This window comes from Luteibacter sp. SVR4-7G, from assembly GCF_056755555.1.
The window spans coordinates 1-18,332 of record NZ_JBPGXO010000041.1; the positions used below are offsets into that span (position 1 = coordinate 1).

Here is an 18,332-nt window from a genome sequence, read left to right on the forward strand (position 1 = left end):
AGATGTGTATAAGAGACAGGTAGAGGAGGGAGCGGGCGCGCTGGCGGCCGGCGCGGGTGGCGCAAGGCGGGCGTGCTCGTCACGCACCCGCTGGAGCAGGTCGCTGTCGTACCAGCGGCCGTCCAGGAGGACCAGGGTGGCGTCGGTCTGGATCGGCTTGTCGAGGAGGGTGTAAGTGATCTTCACGTGGGCCGAACCGCCGTTGCTCTCGATGGTGTCGATGCTCACGGAGTCGAAGCTCTTGTCGATCGAGAGCCCGTACACGTCGAGCAGGCGCTTGAGGCCCAGCCACGCCGTGGACCAGGTAGCCATCGACTGCTCGAACGTCATCGTGTGCAGGGCCTCCGGCGTGGACAGGTTGGCCTTGCGAGCGGTATCGACCAGGATGCCGATGGCTTCCTTAGCCTTCGCCTGGTCGCCCCAGGCCACGGTCTGCGTCCACGGTGCGATCACGTTCACCGCTTCGCGCAGCTGCCGTTTCTGCGAAAGCGTGAGGTCCTTGGCTTGGTCGATGGCGGTGAGGGCCATCGACTGGCCGATACCGGAGATGAGCGGCATCTGGTCCTTGTAATCGCGGTCGAAGCGGACGAGGGTCGGCCGCAATTCGGCGAAAAGTTTCTTCTCCGCATCGGGCTCGGTAAGCCGCTTCACGCCCGCCTCGAACTTCGCTTCGTCGTCGGGACTGAGCGTTGCCTGGGCCGCATTGCGCCGCGGCCAGTCGCTGCGCAGGATGGCGAAGTCGGCGCGAGGCAGCGCGTGTTTCCAGAAGAGGTCGAACTTGCCGTCGCGCAGAAGGGCGAGCGACTCGCGCGTGGCGTCCTCCGGCGAGCCGCCGCCCGGCGTGCCCGGCGCTTCCTTCTGCCGGTTGCACGCAGCGAGCAGCGCGATGACCAGCACGAAGATCCAGAGGATGGGGGATGGGCGGCGCATGGCGGGAAAGTGGGCTGGGGGGCGGGGGACGTGGAGCATATCGCGAAGAGCCGTCGCCGCCGGGTCCGCTTCAACAAAAAACCCCGGAGGCGCGAACCTCACGGGGTTGTCCAGCCCGAAGCCGGAAAGGGAAATGGCCTTGCCTGCATTGCTTTGGGCGCCACAGGTTTCGGCGAGGAGCATGATAGTTGGCTGACATTGCTAAAGCAATGCCTCATATATCAACGCTTAAATCATTGATTTAATTGACTCGAAGCGATCCGATCTTTTTCTGGCGACGCTCCGCGCGTGGCAGAGTGTAATCGTTGTCGAACAAGCTGCTTTCCCAGGCGCCGTAAGTAGGGTTCGGAAGCACGAACCACCGCTCGCCGATCCAGGCGGTGTAAGGCGCCATGGCTTTTTCGCGCCCCTGGGCCGTATTGCCCGGGACGTCCGCGAAGTCGGCGATCTGGTCGCCGAACTGCATCAGCACACGATAGTCCTTCGCGACCTTCTGCCGACGGCAGCCTTTCTCGCTGCCCACCTGCTCGCAGCCTTCGACGAAGGTGCCGAGGCCGAGGAAGGAATCCTTGCCCGCCACCGGAAAGCCAGCCGAGCGCAGGTTGGCCAGCGTGGCTTCGTCCAGATCCTTCGCGCGGTTTGAGATATAGATCACGGCGATGCCGTGCTCGGCCGCGAACTTCGTGAATGCCACCGCGCCCGGCAGCGGCCGGGCGACGGCCTCCTTGCACCAGGCGGCCCAATCAGCCTCGTTGAATTCGCCGCTGGAGCGGACCAGTCGGGCCTGGTACGGCGAGTTGTCCAGCGCGGTTTCGTCGATGTCGAGGATCACCGCGGGCTTCAGGCCCTTCAGCGACGGATGGGCCGCGCGATCGTCCTTCGGCAGCGCATCCCAGTCGGGATCCTTCTTCGCCTTGAGGAGTTTCTCCTGCGCGTTCCGGTAAGTCTGCAGGAAGATGAAGTCGTGCTCCGCGGCGGTCTGCGACCAGGCGACGGCATTGAGGTTGTCGTCGGCAGCCGGGCCAGCGGGGGTGGCCGGCGGCGCTTCCGCCTGTGGCGGGGCGACGGGCGCGGGTGCGGCCGCGCGCGGCGTATGGGCGCAGCCGGCCAGGGCGAGGGCGGCCGCCAGCGCGGCCGGAACGAACTTCAGCATGGAAACCCCTTGGATGACGCATCGCGCCGAGGGCGGCGATTTTCTGGTGAGTTTACGACACTGTGAAGTCCGGGACGTCCGCCTGCCCTGTGGGAGGGTCGGGGATATCCGCTTCCCACGGCACCCCGCGTCCTGACAGACTGCGCGCTCATTCAAGACGGGGTTGTCCATGGAAGCCGCCAACACTCGGACACGTGCCGTGCGCATCGCCAGCTATATCGCCGCCGGTTTCGGCCTGTTCCTCGTCCTCTACCTGCGCCTGCTGCCGGCGCTTCTCGCCGGGCTGCTGGTCTATGAGGTGGTCGTTTCCACGGCACCGCTGATGGGGCGGCGCCTGTCGGGCGACCGGGCGCGCGTGCTCGCCGTGGCCCTCGTCGGCGTGGTGGTGGTAGGCCTGCTCACCCTCCTGGTACTCGGCGGCATCAGCTTCTTCCGCAATGAGATCGGCAATCCCGAAGACCTCTGGCAGAACCGGCTCATGCCGCTGGTGGAGCGTGCGCGCCAGCAGTTGCCGCCGGCCATCGTCGACCGCCTGCCCGAGAGCGTCGACGCCCTGCGCATCACCGCCATGGACTGGGCGCGCTCGCACGCCGTCACGCTGCAGCTGGCCGGCAAGGAAGCGGCGCGTGTCGTCGTGCACATCATCATCGGCCTCGTCCTTGGCGCCATCGTCGCTCTCAGCCGCGCGCGGCCCACGCACCAGGTCGGTCCCTTTGCCGCGGAATTGAGCCTGCGCAGCGCGCGCCTCGCCGACGCCTTCCACAACATCGTGTTCGCGCAGATCAAGATCTCGCTGTTCAACACGCTCTTCACCGGCATCTACCTCCTGGCCGTACTGCCAATGTTCGGCGTGCACCTGCCGTTGACCAAGACGCTCATCGTCATCACCTTCGTCGTCGGCCTGCTGCCGGTCATCGGCAACCTGTTGTCGAATACAGCCATCACCATCGTGGGACTGTCGGTGTCGCTATACGTAGGCCTCGGGGCGCTGGCCTTCCTCATCGTCATCCACAAGTTCGAATACTTCCTCAACGCGCGGATCGTCGGCAGCCAGATCCGTGCCCGCGCGTGGGAACTTCTGGTGGCGATGCTGCTGTTCGAGGCGGCCTTTGGGCTGCCGGGCCTCGTCGCCGCCCCGATCTTCTACGCCTACCTCAAGGCTGAACTCGAAGCGGAGCGTTTGATCTAGCGTTCATCCCGCGGCTGCTGGAATCGCGCCATGGTCGGAAACCCGCAGGACACCCGCAACCTCCGCATCGCCACCTGCATACTCGCGGCAGTGGCGCTGTGGGCGATCCTCTGGCTGCACCTCATCTCAGCCCTGCTGGCGGGGCTGCTGGTGTACGAGGTGGTGGAGAGCCTCACGCCCCTGATCCGCCGCATCGCTCCCAGCGAGCGGGCAAGGCCGATCGCCGTGGCCCTGGTGACTGCCGTCGTGGTGGGCATGATCATCCTCGTCGTCGTTGCCGCGCTCACCTTTTACCGGCGAGATCTGGGCGACCCCCGGGAGCTGTGGGACACCAAGCTCCTGCCGCTGCTGAGCAAGGCGCATGAGCAGTTACCGGCGTGGCTCACCGCGAACATTCCCGACAGCTTCGCCGATTTCCGTGAGCAGGGCATGGCCTGGGTGCACGACCACGCCGGCGACCTGCGCCTGGTGGGGGCCACGGCGGCACGAGTGTTCGTGCATATCGTCATCGGCCTCGTGCTCGGTGCCATCGTCGCGGTGTCGCACGGGGCCGGCGGCCGCGCGGCACGCCCGCTGTCGTTCGAGCTGTCGACGCGTGCGAGACGGCTGGCCCACGCGTTCCACAACATCATCTTTGCCCAGCTGAAGATCTCCGCGATCAACACGACGCTCGCTGCCTTGTTCCTGCTGGTCGCACTCCCGTGCTTCGGCGTGCATGTGCCGCTGGCCAAGACGCTGGTGATCGTCACCTTCGTCACCGGCCTGCTTCCGGTCGTGGGCAACCTGGTGTCTAACGTGCTCATCACGATCGCCGGGCTGTCCGTGTCGCTGTGGGTGGGCGTCGCGGCGCTCGGCTTCCTGATCGTGGTGCACAAGCTCGAGTACTTCCTCAACGCGCGCATCGTCGGCGGACAGATCCGCGCGCGTACCTGGGAACTGCTCGTGGCGATGCTGGTGCTGGAAGCGGCCTTCGGGCTGCCGGGTCTCGTGGCCGCGCCGATCTATTACGCGTACCTGAAGAGCGAGCTGGAAGCGGAACAGTTGATCTAGCGATCTACGCGCCGCCAGCCAGCATCGCGCGGATCCGCGCCATGTGCGTTTCGGCCGTTTCCTTCTTCACCTCGGCATCCGCGTCCGGGTCCTTGCCGTCCCAGTGCAGGTCTTCCTGGGGCAGTTCCGCGAGGAAGCGGCTCGGATCGTTCGACAGGATCTCGCCGTACTTGCGGGACTTCGCAGCGAACGAGAGGGTCAGCGATTCCTTCGCGCGCGTAATGCCCACGTACATGAGACGCCTTTCCTCATCGAGGCGGCCCTCGTCGATGGCGCCCTCGTGCGGCAGCGTGCCGTCTTCGCAGCCCACGATGAAGACGAAGCGGAACTCAAGGCCCTTCGCGGAATGCAACGTCATCATGCGCAGCGCATTGCCCGGATCGTCGCGGTCGGCGTGGCTGAGCAGGGCCAGCTGGGCGGCGATGTCGCCGGTGCGGCCGCCATCCTTGCCCATGGCGCGGAACCAGTCGACCAGTTCGCGCAGGTTGCCCAGGCGCCGCTCACGCAGCGCTTCGTCGGGCGTGGACGCGGCGATGTGCGCGCCGTAGCCGGACTTCTCGATGACCGAATTCACCAGGTCGGCCGCGCTTTCGTGCACGGCGTGGCTGCGCAGCTCGTCCATCAGCCGGGAGAACCCGGCCAGGGCCGACGCCGGCCGCGGCGAGATGTTCTTCAGCGCGGCATCGCTGCGCGCGGCATCGAGCAGGGACGCATTGCGCGATTGCGCGATCTGGCCGAGCTTCTCCAGCGACGTGGCGCCGATCTCGCGCTTGGGCACGTTCACCACGCGCAGGAAGGCCGCGTCGTCGGTGGGGTTCGTGAGCAGGCGCAGGTAGCAGAGGATGTCCTTCACTTCCGCGCGGTCGAGGAACGACAGCGCGCCGCTCAGGTGGTACGGCACGCGCGCCACGCGTAGCGCCTTCTCGAGCGCGCGTGCCTGGAAGTTGCCGCGGTAGAGGATGCAGAAGTCGTCCCAGCGGACGCCTTTGTCCTTGTACTTTTCATGCAGGTTGACGGCGATGGCGGCGATGCGTTCAGCCTCGTGGTCGCTGTCCTTGCACTCGAGCACGCGGATCGGCGGGCCCTCCAGGTGGTCGCTCCACAGCTTCTTTTCGTGGACATGCGGATTGTTCGCGATGAGCCGGTTCGCCGCGCGCAGGATGCGCTTCGCGCAGCGGTAATTCTGCTCCAGCTTGATCACCCGCAGCTGCGGGAAGTCGCGGCCCAGCTGGTCGATGTTCTCGGGATTCGCGCCGCGCCAGGCGTAGATGCTCTGGTCGTCGTCGCCCACGCAGGTGAAACGCGCCTTCGGGCCCGCGATCGCCTTGAGCAGGCGGTACTGCGCGTCGTTGGTGTCCTGGTACTCGTCCACCAGCAGATAGCGCAGGCGTTCCTGCCAGATCGCACGCGCGTCGTCGTCGGTTTCGAGGATGCGCAGCGGCAGGCGGATGAGGTCGTCGAAATCCACCGCGTTGAAGGCAGCGAGGCGCTGCTGGTAGAGATCGTAGATCGTCGCCGCCTCGATTTCGCGCGGGCTGCGTGCGGCCGCCATCGCCTCCTCCGGCGTCATGCCCGCGTTCTTCGCGCGGCCGACGAGGTTACGGATGCCGAGGATGACCTCGGGCTTCACGCCCTTGGGCGAAAGCTCCTTGATCATGTTGGCGCTGTCGTCCGCGTCGAGCACGGAGAAACCGCGGCGAAGGCGCGCACGCTCGTGTTCGATCTGCAGGAACTTGAGGCCGAGCGCATGGAAGGTGCAGACGGTGAGCGCCTTCGCCGCGTCGTCGGAGATCAGCCGGCCCACGCGCTCGCGCATCTCCCTCGCCGCCTTGTTGGTGAAGGTGATGGCCGCGATCTTTTCCGCGGCGAGGTGCCGCCGCGAGATGAGGTGGGAGATCTTTTCGGTGATGACGCGGGTCTTGCCGGAACCGGCGCCGGCCAGCACCAGCAAGGGGCCGTCGCAGTATTCGACGGCCGCGTGTTGTTGGGGATTGAGCATGGGATCGACCGGGACGGGCCAGGCTGCGGATGGTAGCAGGTGACGGCCGGGTGTGCCCCCACCGGCGGTTGGGGGCGACGGGGTCTTCGCTGTCAGGGCGACTGGAAGAGCGCCCGGGAGACCTTTCCGTTCAAACCGTTGTTGCGGTAGTGGCGAATCGTGTAGACCGAAGGGGCCGCAGACGTGTTCGTTTCGAAATGCGGGATGACGATCTGCGCGGCAGGCTGGTGCACGGTGATCGTGGTGTAATCATCCCCGGTACTTCCGCTGGGCGAGTCGTACACCGTGATGCTGCTGCCCGGCTTCACGTTCACCAGCTTGGCAGACCGCGCTTCGTCGTTGTCGCAGCCATGGCTATTCGATCGGAAGTCCACCGACGCGCTGCCCGAGGCTGGCATCGGTACGGTGCAGACGATGTTCTGCGTCGCGTCGCTCCCTTCGTGGAAAACCACGAAGCCCGGTTCCTCGACGGCAAGGGATGCGAACGACACCTTGCCGTCCAGTCCATCGTTCCTGTGGTGTGTCACTTGCACATCGGTGTCGTCGACGTTCTTCTCGAAGGAGCCGATGTCGATGCGCCTGATGTCGCGCTTGACGAGGATGGTCGTCCAGTCGTCATCGCGCGACCCGCTGGGCGAGTCGAACAAGGTGAAGCGGGATCCCGCCTTCAGGTTGAGAAGCGTGGCGGAGCGCGCCTCGTCGTTCTCGCAGCCCTTGATCCGTGCGTTGCGGTCGCCGAACGAAAAGCGCAGCGGCTCGCCGGTGTAGGGAATGGCGCATACCGCGTCCTGCGTCGCGTCGTTGCCCTCCCATAGCACGATGCCGCCGTGGCTCAATGTGGCCGCATACTCGAGTGCGTCGCCCTGGTGGTAGAAGTCGGCCGCTATGAAGTTGGGCACCTTTCCAGAGACGGGGCGACACTGATCCTCGACCCGCTTCCAGAGATGGGACAGGTTATTGTCCGACCGCGCATGCAGGGTTTCACCCTGGCCATGGAACTGGTTCATGACGAAGAGGGGCGGCCATGACTTGCCGGGGAAGTCGACGCGTCTCTCGTTCAAGGGGACGTTGTCCCAACGGGTGCGGCACGACCAGTCGTGCTGTCCGATCGTGGCGCCCAGGCTCCAATAGTTCTCCACCGTGCCGTCCCGGCCGAACATCAGGCTCGCCTTGCCGCCGGGAACGTTGTAATCGCCGGCATTGCCTTCCTTGTCGGTGAAAATGAGCAGGCGCTGGCCCTTGCTCGCAAGCTGGCGGATCGTCGGCCACTCGCGGCTGTCCGGCCATTGCGACGGATCGAACGTCATGCCGGCGAGACCTGCCACGACGCCGAGTTCGGCCTGGATCTTATCGGGCGACGCATAGTCTTCGAGGAAGAGCGTGACGATGGCATGCGGGTTGTTCCGCAGGTGGGGCATGATATCCATGCCGAGCACGTCCGCCAGCGTGCGGATGCCGGTGTTGATCGGATTAGCGCATTCCTGGTGGCACAGGTAGACGCGGCCCCGGTGTTCTCGCAGGTCGAGCATCAGGGCCCTGACCCCGTCGTTCAGCTGGGTGCGTATGTCCTTGTCCTGGTTGCGGATGACCGGGGTCACATGGGCGAAAGCGTTGTGCGCCGTGGTAAAGGTGAGCCGGTTGAGCGGCTTGTCCAGCGGGACAGGCAGGGCGCTGTCCTGGGCCGCAGCCAACAAGGGAATCGCAAAGGAGATGGCCGCGAGCGCGCGGCGGAGGAGGGGATGCATGCTGGGAGTCCTTTCGTGAGATACGCGGCAATCAGCACCTTGCTGGAGGCACCCCTGGGGATGGGTGCTGCCGCGGAGGCGATTGTGCTTTGTCCCGCCCGCCGTTTCCATGGCTCCCGGCGACTTTCGTTACCATAAGCCGTCTCGACCGAACTGAATCCGCATGGCCAAGCTGTACTTCTATTACTCGGCAATGAACGCCGGCAAGACCACGACCTTGCTGCAGAGCGCGCACAACTACCATGAGCGCGGCATGCGGACGCTGATCCTCACGCCCGCCCTGGACGATCGCTATGGCGAGGGCGTCGTCGCATCGCGGATCGGCTTGCAGGCCCGGGCGATGCGTTTTGCCGAGGACGAAAACCTCCTTGCCGTGGTGGAGAGGGACATCGAAAAGCGTGGCGCGCTGCATTGCGTGCTGGTGGACGAGGCGCAGTTCCTGAGCAAGGCCCAGGTCTGGCAGCTGACGGACGTGGTGGACCGGCTCGGCATCCCCGTCCTTGCCTATGGCCTGCGCACGGACTTCCGCGGTGAGTTGTTCGAGGGCAGCAAGTACCTCCTTGCCTGGGCCGACAACCTCGACGAGATCAAGACCATCTGCCATTCCGGGAAGAAGGCGACGATGGTGGTGCGCGTGGACGGGCATGGCCGCGCCGTGACCCAGGGTCCCCAGGTTGAGATCGGCGGCAACGACCGCTATGTCTCGGTAAGCCGCGCCGAGTTCAAGAGCATCACCGCTGGCGACGGCCATATCGAGTTGCAGCAGCCGATGCTGCCGCTTGGCGAGAGCGACCCCGACGAAGGACATTCCGCGTGACCGAGACGACGACGACCGCCGCCCAATGGCCGCGCCCTTATTGGAAGCCGAGCGACGAGCAGGCCGTGCTGCTGTTCTTCGTCTTCGGTGCCTTTCCTGAAGACCTCGCCATTCCGGCCGCGCGCTACGGCAGCCCGGGGCTTCCCGAGGGCGTGGAGCTGCAACGTTTCCAGAATGCGGTGCTGTCCCGCTGGGAGGGTTATCCCTTGTCGGGCGCCCTGGGCGAGCTGTTGCGCGAAGACAATCCTGAGGCCTATGCCGGCGCCAAGGCCGCGCCACATGTCGTGGCGATCCGTGGCCGCTTTCCCGACCGGGAAAGCCTGGATTACCTGCGCGATACCCTCGGTGTCGTTGCCGCGCTCACCGATGTCGGCGGCACGGCCGTTGTCGACCCGCAGATACTGACACTGTTCGACGCCGCCTCGTGGCGCGAGCATTACCTGGTGAAAGGTGGCGCGCCGCCGCGTCACCACGTGCTGATCCTGTGCAGCCCCGAGGAAACCAAGGGGCGTTCGTGGATACGCACGCGTGGCATGCGCAAGTTCGGCCGCCCGGACATCAGTCTCACCAACGTTCCCGACCGCGAGATCGATCGTGCCGGCGCGTTGTCGGAGCGATTCGTCGAGCTGGGCGCACTGGGTGCCCACTTCGACCCTGCGCAGAAGATCGAAGTGGACGGGGTGGCCGGCGGACTCGCGGTGGCCTTGTCGGGCGACGAGGAGGATCCGCGCTTCAACAATTCCCACGCGGCGATGCGCTGGCCCGACTGAGCCGGTTACGGCGTCCCGCCGCCGAGCTCGAACTCGTTGCCGAAGAAGCGTACGGGATCGCCGCTGGAGATGTCCGCCTGGAGGAGAGCCCGCGTGTTGGGCCGCAGCAGGTAGGCTTCGGTATCGCCCACCCTCACCAGCCCATACGATCGGCGAGCCGTCGTCTGGGCGGCCTGCTGCAAGGTCTTCAGGTTGATCCGCACCCATTCGCCGGAAGCGCTGCCGAGCGTGGCTCTGGCGGCGTCTCCGGCACGATGGGGCAACCATGCAGCGAGCCCCGGCGCCAGGGACGATAGCGGAGACGTGGGCGGCAGGGTCGTCACGGGAATACCCACGTGCAGGCCACGGAACACCCGCAGCTCTTGTAGCGTGATGCTGGCCACTTCGGTTCCATGGGTCCCGATGTGTCCGGGAAGGTAGGCGTAGACATGCTCCGGCCACCACTCGAACGGTACCGCCTCCAAGCGAGGCGGCGCACCGGTGGCCGTCAGTCGGATGCTGCCTGCCGGCGGCTCGGCGGGTGCCCACATGCCGGCTTGCAGCGCATCGTCCCAGGCTTGGCGTTGCGACGCCGACAAGCGCGTTGGCTTTGGTCTGGAACCCAGCATGTGCTTCAGGGTGCGCGCGTACTCGCTTACCGGAAGCCGCTGGTACAACGCGTCGATGACGACGTTGCGCTGGTGCATCGAAAGCCGCGCGATCTCGGGATTGAGCAGGTCGCTGTCCGCCAGGATGGCGGCGGGATCCTCACGCAGTGCCGCGTGCCGGCTTCCGGCCACGCCCCGTCCGAGGCCGCCGCCTTGCAAGCCGACGCGGCGATATTGCCAGTTGCCGTCGGCGAGCAGTTCGACGGGTCCGCCGGTCTTCAGCGAAGCCGGCGAATGCGGCTTGCTGAGCCGCCACCCGGCGATATCGGTGTCGAAGTTGACGTGGTACATCTTCCCGCCCTGTTCGATATAGTTCTGCCCGCCGATGGTGTAGACGCCGGACGCTGGCGGCTTGCCCGCCGGAACCGCCATGCCCCGCGCCAGATAGCGTTCCTCGAACAGGGTCTCGGGCCGCATGACGACGCGCTGGGTGGGAACGAGCGTGCGCGAGCCTGGCGCCATCCGCACGCTGGCGCCGGCGAGCCTGGGAAGGCTCGTGTACAGGGGTAGCACGCCCAGTGCGTTGGTATATCCGTCGGTGAAGTCGAGGAAGGCGCGGGTGGAGTCGCCGGCTTTCACGTCGTCGTAGAAGCGCCAGGCGGCCTGCGCGGCACGCGGGAAACTCTGCACGGTGTTTACGACGAATTCCTGGACCAGCAGGCTGGGAAGGTTCGTCCACAGGTAGATGTCGCCGATGTCCTGTCGATTCGCGCTGTCCGTCGACCGGGCCAGGTGGGTGGCGTCCCGCTTTGCCCTGTTCACGGCGCTGTCGTACGTGGCATCGAGGAACGAGGAGGTGACCTCGCGTTCCTCGAAGCGAGCGTCCATTTCGGTGCAGCCCTGGCACGCGTTGCCGCCGAAGATCCAGCCCAGGGTGCGGTCGTCATTGAGCCGCAGGGTCTTGAAGCGCAGCTTGCCGCGGGGGCTCACTTCCGAGAATTCGACGGGCAGCCTCTCGAGGAGGTAGCGCTCGAATGCCGGAGCGAGGAGGAACTTGCGATCGAGTTCGTCGCGATCATGGAACTCGCGGAACGCGATGCCGTCGGGCGCGTCCGGCGTGTAGACGACGATGTTGTCCACGGCTTTTCGCTGGCGTGCGCTGATCGTGAAGACGTCGCCGAGCGGGAACCCCTTGTAGGTGAGCTGGTGAACGACGATCTCGTGTCCTTCCACGCGGGCGCGGCCAGTGGGAGAGGGATGGTCGAGGACGGCCTTCACCCACTCGAACCCCCGTTCCAGCCGGTCGTTGATAAAGGAACGCGGTTCCTTCGGATCGAGGAACGAAAGCCGTGCGTCCGCGGCTTCGAAGCGCATGCGCGCCTGTTGCAGGCGGGTGACCGTGGCGCGGCGCGCGCTCGCTTCCGCCGAACTGCCGAAGACTTCGTCCAGATGGCGGACGTAGCGACGGGGAAGGTCGAGTTCCCGCACGATCGAGCGCAGCCGTTCCGCAGGCACATCGTCGCGAGCCGACCCGTCGGCGTGGATGACGGTCAGGGCATCGGTCTGCAGTGCCCCGGCATTCCGGTAGGCAAGCTGGAGAAGGGACAGGTCTTCCGATGGAAAGCCGGAGAGGAGGTTCGCCACGGGTTTCTCTGGCACCCTGCGGGTAACGCGTACCCGCAGTTCGCCCGGCTCGGCATCGATACCGGCTTTTGCCAACTCGGTAGCCAGGACCTCGGTGGCGAACGATGCCAGCAGCGGCGGCGCGGCGAGCTGGCTCTTCTTCGCTTCGCGCCAGCTGTCGCGATACGCGTTCGCCGCCTGGCGCCAGTGTCCGCGGACTGTCGCGGGCTGGATGGCGAGACGCTCTTCTTGCATCCTGGCTGCGAGGGCGATGTCCCGGTGTTGCACGATGGCGTGCACGTCGAGGAGGGCGTGCACGCCGAGCGCGGTTCGGAGCGCGTCGTGCCGCTCGTCGAGCGTGGCGGCGCCGTTCCAGGCGAGCGCGGCCTTCTCGCGCTGCCGCGCGACGAGACGGCGGGCCAGGCTTTCGAAGACGTCGCCTTCGATGAGCCGGGAACCGACGAAATGCGTGTCGATGGCGGCTTCGATGTCGTCCATGCCGACGCCTGGAAGGTCGTCGCTATGGGCGAGACGGGCGCGCATGTGCAGTTCGGCGTCGCGGTAAAGCGCGTCGAGCGAGTCGAACGCCTGCCAGCCGGCATCGACGGTGAACAGCAGCACCTGCCCCGGGTGCCTGTCGCTCAGGACCACGAGCGCGCCCGCGTAAGGCTGCGTGCCGACGAGCAGTTCGTGCGCGCGTAGGTGTCCCGGCAGCGGGCCGCCAGGATGGCGCGCGATGGCGCCGGCCAGCGCAGCGGCATCGCCGGCTAGCGTACCGTCGTTACCGCGCAGCGTTGCATCGTCGCGGGCGACCTGTGCCATGTGCAGTGCGAGCGCCTTCCAGCGGGGAACGTAGGCAGTCCCCGGTCCGTGTTCGACGGATGCTTCCCAGAAGGCATCGAGTTCCGCGAGGAAGTAGCCGGGCTCCTCCAGGGTGACGGGAAGCTCCGGAAGAACCGACTGTTGTGCGGCGATCCAGCGTTGCGTGTCCTGCATGCGCTGGATCGCGTCGACGGCGGACTGGTTGGCGTAGGTGACGTGTGCAGGCGGCGCCTGCGGCGGGAGCATGTCCAAAGGCAATCCTTGGCGTTGGAGGAAAGCCAAGGTTAGGTGCGGCGGCACCCGCGCGTCTGTCCACGACGAGGACGATCACATGTAGGCAACGCCCCGTCGTGGCATTCGCTTATGGCGCGTCGTCCGGCCGCGCATTGAGCCAATCGACGAAGCGGTCCACGTCGCCGCGCTCGTGGTAATCCACGGCGACGTAATTCGGCTTACGCCGGGCGGCAGGCCAGCAGTGGTCACGATAGCGCGCCAGCAGGGTGTCGAAGGCATTGTCGCTGTGCAGGAAGAAAGGCACGCCGTGGAACTGGTTCATGGTGAACAGCGGGCGCCAGCCGGGCATGCCGCGGATCTCCCGCTGCGACAGCGACCGGCCTTCCCACCTGCTGTAGCAGCGGTTGTCGTGCTGCAGGATCGTGCTGCCGAGACTCCAGTAGTTCTCGACGGTGAACTCCTCGCTGGCCATCACGTGCACTGCTCCGGCACGCGTGAAGATCGCGCCGCTGTTGCCCCGTTCCAGGTCGAAGATCAGGATGCGTTGCCCGCGCGCGAGCATCTCGTCGTAGGTGGGCCACTCCGGCGTCGACCAGGCGTACGGATCGAAGGTCTTGCCGACGAGGCCGGGTGTCCGTTCCAGTTCGGCGGCCAGTTCGGCGCGACTGGTGTAGTCCTCGAGGTGCAGCGTGAGGATCTCGTCGGGATGCTCCTCGAGGAACGGCAGCAGGACATCGTTGACCAGGTCGGCGAAAGGCTCCGACCAGGCCGAGCAGGCACCGTGGCAGAGGTGCACGCGACCCTTGTACGGATACAGGTCGAGCATCAGCCCGCGCACGCCTGCAGCCAGCTGCTTGTCGATGGTCTGGCCCTGGTTCGGCAGGAATCCGCCGGCCGTAAAGGCATTGTGCGTGGTGACCCAGGTATAGCGATCGAAGGGGAGGCCGGTGTCTTCTGGCGGATGGGCAAGCGCGGTGCCGGCGAACATGGCCAGCGCGGCAATGAATCGGAGCTTCATACGACATCCATGTGCGTGTGGGGAGAGCAAAGTCTAGAAGTCCGCGCCCGGGTGCCGCCGTCAGATCGTCACTGAAATCCTCGTAGTCTTTACGGCCTCAGCGCTGGCAGGACGGGCAGTAGAATGAAGCGCGCTGCCCGAGCGTCACGACCCGGATGGGCGTGCCGCAGACCTTGCAGGCTTCCCCGGCACGGCCATAGGCGAACAGCTCCTGGTAGAAATAGCCCGGCGCGCCGTCGGGCGAGAGGAAGTCGCGCAGCGTGGTACCGCCCCGCGTGATGGCGTGGGCGAGGATGCGTTTCACTTCCTCGGCGAGCTTCGCGTAGCGCTCGCGTGAGACCTTGCCTGCGGCGCGGCGCGGATCGATGCCCGCCGCGAAGAGTGCTTCGCTCGCATAGATGTTGCCGACGCCGACGACGACGGCGTTGTCCATCAGGAAAGTCTTCACTGCGGCCGAACGGCCGCGCGACAGCCGCCACAGCAAATCGCCGTCGAATGCGTCGGTGAGCGGCTCCGGGCCGATGCCCTCGAGCAGCTCATGGGTCTCCCCAGGCATCTGCCACAACAGCGCGCCGAAACGGCGTGGATCGGTAAAGCGCAGGAGCTGGCCCGAGTCCAGCACGATGTCCACATGGTCGTGCTTGCCGATAGGCGTGTCGGCAGGCAGCACGCGCAGCACCCCGGTCATGCCGAGATGGAGCAGGGCCGTGCCTGCCTGCGTGTGCACCAGCAGGTATTTCGCGCGGCGTTCCACGGCATCGATCACCTGCCCGGGCAGCAGCGTGGAGATCTCGGGCGGGATCGGCCAGCGCAGGTCCGGACGACGCAGGACCACGCCCGTCACACGGCGCCCTTCGACGTGCGGTGCGATGCCGCGACGGGTGGTTTCGACTTCGGGAAGTTCGGGCATGCCGGAAAGATGGGATGCCCGGGCGCCGCTGGCAAGCTAGGGCTTATGGACAGGCCCTAGGGCGTCGCGCCGGCCGTGGTCGGTAACGACGCCGTGCGCGGTGGCCTCGGCAGCGCCTGTGCGGAAACGATGGCGATGCGCTCGCCGACCCGCGCGTACCGCTGCTTGCCCAGCGCCGTCATGTCGCCGAACTCCACCCGCGTACCGTCGAGCACAAGCACGGCCAGCGGTGGCGCGAGGCCGATCTTCGCCGGGTCGAAGGCGGAACGTGGACGCCAGTCGGCCACCGGCGTCGCGGCCAGGGCGGCCAAGTCCTGCGCGCGCCCCTCGTCCGTATGCGGGGAGGTGCTCGTCCAGCGGCCGTCACGGCGCTCGAAGCGCTGGCCTGGCAGGCCGCGCAGGTCGACCTCGATGTGCTGCACGGTATCCGGATCGAGTGCCGTCAGCGTGTGCTCGCGCAATGCCGCCTCGTCCGCGTGCCATTGCCACGCCACCGCGCCCACGAGGACGACCAGGATCAGGATGCCGGCCAGCCGTGCTTTCACTAGCGCCGCCTCCGCCGCCATGCGATGCCGATGCCCAGGCCCAACAGGACCAGGGGCAGGCACACGAGGAAGCCCAGGGTGATGGTGTTGAGGCCTTCCTGGGAAAGGGAGATCACCCGGTCGGGTGCGCCGCGCGCGGGCAGGTCGACGAGCACGTCGTCGCCGAGCAGCCAATCGACGATTCGCTCGCCGAGTGCGCGGTTGCCGCCGTTGCCGACATAGGTGTTCGACAGGAAGTCGCCGTCGCCGATGACGATGGCGCGCTGCTCGCTCTTGGCCGGGCTGGGCGACAGGCGGTTCAGGGCGAAACCGAAATCGAGCGGCCCTTTCAGTTCGCCCGCCTCGGGATGGAAGGCGATGGTGGACGGCTTGTCGTTGTCGATGCCGCCGAAGGCCGTCCAGCTGCGTTCGCCGGAACGCAGGAAGGGGACGACCGCCCAGTCATGCGCCGAGACCTGCGCCAGCGCCGAAACCTGCGGGAACAGGGTCGTGTCGCGGAAGGCGCGCGTGATCGCGTGGAAAGGGTAATCGCCGAGCACGACGATGCGCGGATCGGTGACGTTCAGCGTGCTGCCCTGGCCGTCCACGAGCACGCCGGGCAGGACGCGAATGCCGAGCACCTCCGCCAGCGAGCCGGTGCCGAGGTCGTCGTCGGCGGGCTCGGTAAGCCAGAGCAGGTTCCCTCCGCTGCGCACGTAGTCGACGAGCGCGGCGACGCTTCCCGCGGGCAGCGGTGCAGAAGGGCTCGCCAGCACGACGAGGTCGGTATGTTCGGGCACGCCCTGGGTCTGGCTGAAATTGAGCGGCACGGCCCGGATGCCGCGACGCTCCACCTGGCTCATGAAGGTGCCGAGGTCTGCGTTCGCGCGCCCGTCGGCCTGGCGTTCGCCGTCGCCGGTCACGAAGGCGACGATGCGCTGGCCGCCCCGCGCAAGACGTTCGAGCGCGTTGGAAAGATTGCGCTCGTTGATCGGACTCTCGACGCGTTCCTCGCGGCCCTGGTAGCGGACCAGCAGCGCGCCGTCGCCGGAAATGCCGAGCTGGCGCGAGGCGGCCGGATCGAGGTCGGGATCGACGAACGAGAGGTGCAGGTCCTTCTTCTCCCGCAGGTAGCGTTCCATCGCGGCGGCAATCTGTTCGCGCAACGGCCCGGTGGGCGAGATGTAGCCGACGACCTCCACCGGTCCGCGAAGCTTGTCCAGCACGGCCACGCTTTCGGGAGCGAGGCTGGCGCGCGCGCCGCGCGTCCAGTCGAAGGTCCATGCATGCCGCGCGCTGAGGAAGCCGATGCAGCCGGTGGCGATGACGAGGCCGAACAGTACGAGCCAGCGATCGAGGCGACGCATCACTGGCGCTCCCGGTCGGCGCCGAGGCGGCGTATGGCGAGGCAGAGCGACAGCGCGATGGCGAGCGCGAACCATGCGAGGTCGCTGGTCACGACGAGCCCGCGCAGGAGGTTCTGCAGATGGGTCGCCATCGTGAGCCATTCCAGGAAACCGCCGCTCACCCCGGCGGCCTGCGCGCCGCGGTCGATGGTCCAGAGGGCCAGCGTGACGATCAGCGCCATGGCCGCCGCGATGGCGGGAAACGCGGTGGCCGCGGAACAGGCGAGCCCGATCGCCGCGAGCGTCGCAAGCAGCAGCGCGGTGCCCATCGTGGCGGCCGCGAGCTTGCCCCAGTCAGCCGTGGATTCGGCGCCGACGGCAAGCGGCATCGCCAGCGTCGCCAACAGCCAGAGGCCCAGCCAGACGAGCACTGCGAGATATTTGCCGGCCACGATCCGCCACGGCGAAAGTCCCGTGGAGGCGAGGAGGGCGAGCGTGCCCGCGCGGCGTTCCCCGGCGAGCTGGGTCATGGTCATCAGCGGCACGACGAGGAAGGCGAGCTTGGCGAGTTCCGCGAGGAGCGGGATCGCGACCAGGTCGGTGAACCCGGGTGCATCGGCCACGGCGGCGAGTTTCACCTGCGCGCCCAGGAACTGCCCGAGCCCGAGGACGAAAGTCCATGCCAGCCAGGCGATGGTGAGGGCGGCCAGCGCCCATGCGAGCGGGCGCACGGCAAGGCGGCGCAGTTCGAGACCGGTGACGGAGGCGACGCTCATGCGGCGGCTCCCGTGGCGACGGCGAAGAAGGTCGCCTCCAGGGCCGTGCCGCCCTCGTCGCCACGCAGCGGCGCATCGTGGCGCAAGCGTCCTTCGTGGAGGATCAGCACGCGGTCGCACACCGCCACCACCTCGGCGAGCACATGGGTGGAGAGGATCACCGCGGCACCTGCGGCGGCGCGCTCGCGGATGAGCTTGCGCAGTTCGCCGACCTGGACCGGATCCAGCGCATTGGCTGGCTCGTCGAGAATGAGCAGGGCAGGCTCGTGGACGAGCGCGCAGGCCAAGCCGAGGCGCTGGCGCTGGCCCTGCGAGAGGACGCCGGCAAGACGGCGGCGCAGGTCGCCCAACTGGAGGCGGCCGATCATGGCGTCCGCCGCGCGGCGGGCCTCGCCACGGGTTGCGCCGCGCAGGCGCGAGAACGCGATGAGGTGCTCCTCGACGGAAAGCTCCGACCACGACGGCGCGTTCTCCGGCAGCCAGCCGATCAAGTGGCGGGCGACCTCCGGGTGGGCGGCAAAGTCGATGCCGGCGAGGTGGATGCGGCCCTCGTCAGGGCGAAGGGCGCCGGAAAGCATGGAAAGGGTCGTGGATTTGCCCGCGCCATTGACGCCCAGTAGGCCCAGGACTTCGCCACCGTTCAGGGTGAAAGAGAGGCCGGAGACCGCGACCCGCCCGGCCCGGCGGCGGGAAACCCCGTCGACGTTCAGCAAAATCGCGTCGTTCATGCAGCTACGTCGGCGATCGCCCGGCTACGGCGGGCATCCTGTTCCGATCGTGCGTCGGGGTACCGCTTAGGCTGAACGAAGAGAGCTGAGATCATCCGGCGATTGTGCGCA

15 protein-coding genes are annotated in these 18,332 nt (G+C 66.9%); 4 read left to right on the forward strand and 11 right to left on the reverse strand.

What is annotated here, in order from left to right:
* Positions 1–930, reverse strand: a 930-nt coding sequence (locus ACR9ZH_RS14670; RefSeq protein ID WP_481291497.1) for a hypothetical protein, incomplete at its 3' end; no start/stop codon positions are given.
* Positions 931–1,171: 241 nt separating this feature from the next.
* Positions 1,172–2,083, reverse strand: a complete 912-nt coding sequence (locus ACR9ZH_RS14675; protein WP_481291498.1) for a 5'-nucleotidase, lipoprotein e(P4) family — start codon at positions 2,081–2,083, stop codon at positions 1,172–1,174.
* Positions 2,084–2,252: 169 nt separating this feature from the next.
* On the opposite strand from ACR9ZH_RS14675, the gene ACR9ZH_RS14680 reads away from it, so the two are divergent.
* On the forward strand, positions 2,253–3,272 hold the full coding sequence (locus tag ACR9ZH_RS14680; protein ID WP_481291499.1) for an AI-2E family transporter: 1,020 nt from the start codon (positions 2,253–2,255) through the stop codon (positions 3,270–3,272).
* Positions 3,273–3,302: 30 nt separating this feature from the next.
* Entirely contained in the window at positions 3,303–4,322 is a 1,020-nt protein-coding gene (locus ACR9ZH_RS14685; protein ID WP_481291500.1) for an AI-2E family transporter, read from the forward strand.
* A 4-nt stretch (positions 4,323–4,326) separates the two neighbouring features.
* Here the strand turns inward: ACR9ZH_RS14685 and ACR9ZH_RS14690 are convergent, their stop codons facing one another.
* Together ACR9ZH_RS14690 and ACR9ZH_RS14695 are read right to left on the reverse strand one after the other, a co-directional pair.
* Positions 4,327–6,321, reverse strand: coding sequence for a UvrD-helicase domain-containing protein (locus ACR9ZH_RS14690; protein WP_481291501.1), 1,995 nt, complete (start codon positions 6,319–6,321; stop codon positions 4,327–4,329).
* Between the two features lie 92 nt (positions 6,322–6,413).
* Positions 6,414–8,066: a phosphoinositide-specific phospholipase C-related protein gene (locus tag ACR9ZH_RS14695; RefSeq protein ID WP_481291502.1), complete on the reverse strand. Its 1,653-nt coding sequence runs from the start codon at positions 8,064–8,066 to the stop codon at positions 6,414–6,416.
* A 163-nt stretch (positions 8,067–8,229) separates the two neighbouring features.
* Here ACR9ZH_RS14695 and ACR9ZH_RS14700 point away from each other — a divergent pair, with 163 nt between their 5' ends.
* Together ACR9ZH_RS14700 and ACR9ZH_RS14705 are read left to right on the forward strand one after the other, a co-directional pair.
* On the forward strand, positions 8,230–8,883 hold the full coding sequence (locus tag ACR9ZH_RS14700) for a thymidine kinase (protein ID WP_481291503.1): 654 nt from the start codon (positions 8,230–8,232) through the stop codon (positions 8,881–8,883).
* On the forward strand, positions 8,880–9,653 hold the full coding sequence (locus ACR9ZH_RS14705) for a hypothetical protein (protein WP_481291504.1): 774 nt from the start codon (positions 8,880–8,882) through the stop codon (positions 9,651–9,653). The genes ACR9ZH_RS14700 and ACR9ZH_RS14705 overlap by 4 nt, the downstream gene beginning before the upstream one ends.
* A 5-nt stretch (positions 9,654–9,658) precedes the next feature.
* Here the strand turns inward: ACR9ZH_RS14705 and ACR9ZH_RS14710 are convergent, their stop codons facing one another.
* The 7 genes from ACR9ZH_RS14710 to ACR9ZH_RS14740 all read right to left on the reverse strand — a co-directional run bounded on the left by ACR9ZH_RS14710 (position 9,659) and on the right by ACR9ZH_RS14740 (position 18,221).
* The gene (locus ACR9ZH_RS14710; RefSeq protein WP_481291505.1) at positions 9,659–12,931 is read right to left on the reverse strand and encodes a dermonecrotic toxin domain-containing protein; all 3,273 of its coding nucleotides are present in this window, start codon (positions 12,929–12,931) and stop codon (positions 9,659–9,661) included.
* Positions 12,932–13,046: 115 nt separating this feature from the next.
* Positions 13,047–13,937, reverse strand: coding sequence for a phosphoinositide-specific phospholipase C-related protein (locus tag ACR9ZH_RS14715; RefSeq protein ID WP_481291506.1), 891 nt, complete (start codon positions 13,935–13,937; stop codon positions 13,047–13,049).
* Positions 13,938–14,034: 97 nt separating this feature from the next.
* Positions 14,035–14,847 (reverse strand): bifunctional DNA-formamidopyrimidine glycosylase/DNA-(apurinic or apyrimidinic site) lyase, encoded by an 813-nt coding sequence (gene mutM / locus ACR9ZH_RS14720; RefSeq protein WP_481291507.1) that lies wholly within the window; start codon positions 14,845–14,847, stop codon positions 14,035–14,037.
* Positions 14,848–14,903: 56 nt separating this feature from the next.
* A complete protein-coding gene (locus ACR9ZH_RS14725) occupies positions 14,904–15,392 on the reverse strand; it encodes a hypothetical protein (protein WP_481291508.1) in 489 nt (162 codons plus the stop codon).
* Positions 15,392–16,738: a GldG family protein gene (locus tag ACR9ZH_RS14730; RefSeq protein WP_481291509.1), complete on the reverse strand. Its 1,347-nt coding sequence runs from the start codon at positions 16,736–16,738 to the stop codon at positions 15,392–15,394. Before ACR9ZH_RS14730 ends, ACR9ZH_RS14725 begins: the two co-directional genes overlap by 1 nt.
* Complete coding sequence (locus ACR9ZH_RS14735; protein WP_481291510.1) at positions 16,738–17,493, reverse strand: ABC transporter permease; 756 nt, start codon at positions 17,491–17,493, stop codon at positions 16,738–16,740. The genes ACR9ZH_RS14730 and ACR9ZH_RS14735 overlap by 1 nt, the downstream gene beginning before the upstream one ends.
* Positions 17,490–18,221 (reverse strand): ABC transporter ATP-binding protein, encoded by a 732-nt coding sequence (locus ACR9ZH_RS14740; protein WP_481291511.1) that lies wholly within the window; start codon positions 18,219–18,221, stop codon positions 17,490–17,492. The genes ACR9ZH_RS14735 and ACR9ZH_RS14740 overlap by 4 nt, the downstream gene beginning before the upstream one ends.
* Positions 18,222–18,332: the final 111 nt, after the last annotated feature.

Bases quoted from the DNA above. Each gene is read 5' to 3' on its own strand.
- ACR9ZH_RS14675 (WP_481291498.1), bottom strand. From the start codon at position 2,083: ATGCTGAAGTTCGTTCCGGCCGCGCTGGCGGCCGCCCTCGCCCTGGCC.
- ACR9ZH_RS14680 (WP_481291499.1), top strand. From the start codon at position 2,253: ATGGAAGCCGCCAACACTCGGACACGTGCCGTGCGCATCGCCAGCTAT.
- ACR9ZH_RS14685 (WP_481291500.1), top strand. From the start codon at position 3,303: ATGGTCGGAAACCCGCAGGACACCCGCAACCTCCGCATCGCCACCTGC.
- ACR9ZH_RS14690 (WP_481291501.1), bottom strand. From the start codon at position 6,321: ATGCTCAATCCCCAACAACACGCGGCCGTCGAATACTGCGACGGCCCC.
- ACR9ZH_RS14695 (WP_481291502.1), bottom strand. From the start codon at position 8,066: ATGCATCCCCTCCTCCGCCGCGCGCTCGCGGCCATCTCCTTTGCGATT.
- ACR9ZH_RS14700 (WP_481291503.1), top strand. From the start codon at position 8,230: ATGGCCAAGCTGTACTTCTATTACTCGGCAATGAACGCCGGCAAGACC.
- ACR9ZH_RS14710 (WP_481291505.1), bottom strand. From the start codon at position 12,931: ATGCTCCCGCCGCAGGCGCCGCCTGCACACGTCACCTACGCCAACCAG.
- ACR9ZH_RS14715 (WP_481291506.1), bottom strand. From the start codon at position 13,937: ATGAAGCTCCGATTCATTGCCGCGCTGGCCATGTTCGCCGGCACCGCG.
- mutM (WP_481291507.1), bottom strand. From the start codon at position 14,847: ATGCCCGAACTTCCCGAAGTCGAAACCACCCGTCGCGGCATCGCACCG.
- ACR9ZH_RS14730 (WP_481291509.1), bottom strand. From the start codon at position 16,738: ATGCGTCGCCTCGATCGCTGGCTCGTACTGTTCGGCCTCGTCATCGCC.
- ACR9ZH_RS14735 (WP_481291510.1), bottom strand. From the start codon at position 17,493: ATGAGCGTCGCCTCCGTCACCGGTCTCGAACTGCGCCGCCTTGCCGTG.
- ACR9ZH_RS14740 (WP_481291511.1), bottom strand. From the start codon at position 18,221: ATGAACGACGCGATTTTGCTGAACGTCGACGGGGTTTCCCGCCGCCGG.